Here is a 262-nt window from a genome sequence, read left to right on the forward strand (position 1 = left end):
TTTGGTAAATTAATATTTTCCATTTTTGTTGTTGATAATTCAACATTAAGAGAGTTATCGTTCATCACTAGATTTAAAAGGACAATTTTAAAAGTTTTAGGGATTATAATCTTTCCTATCTCTCTAATAATGTTTTTAGCATTTGATACTACAATTCATGATAGTGTGGCTAAAACAAAGACAATTGTGGATAAAAAAACCTGAAATTTCATTTTGATAAAAAAAGAATAAGTTTTTTATAAGCTATTTACTTTAAATAAGA

It is taken from the genome of Flavobacterium sp. Leaf359 (assembly GCF_001423985.1).
GTDB lineage: Bacteria > Bacteroidota > Bacteroidia > Flavobacteriales > Flavobacteriaceae > Flavobacterium > Flavobacterium lindanitolerans.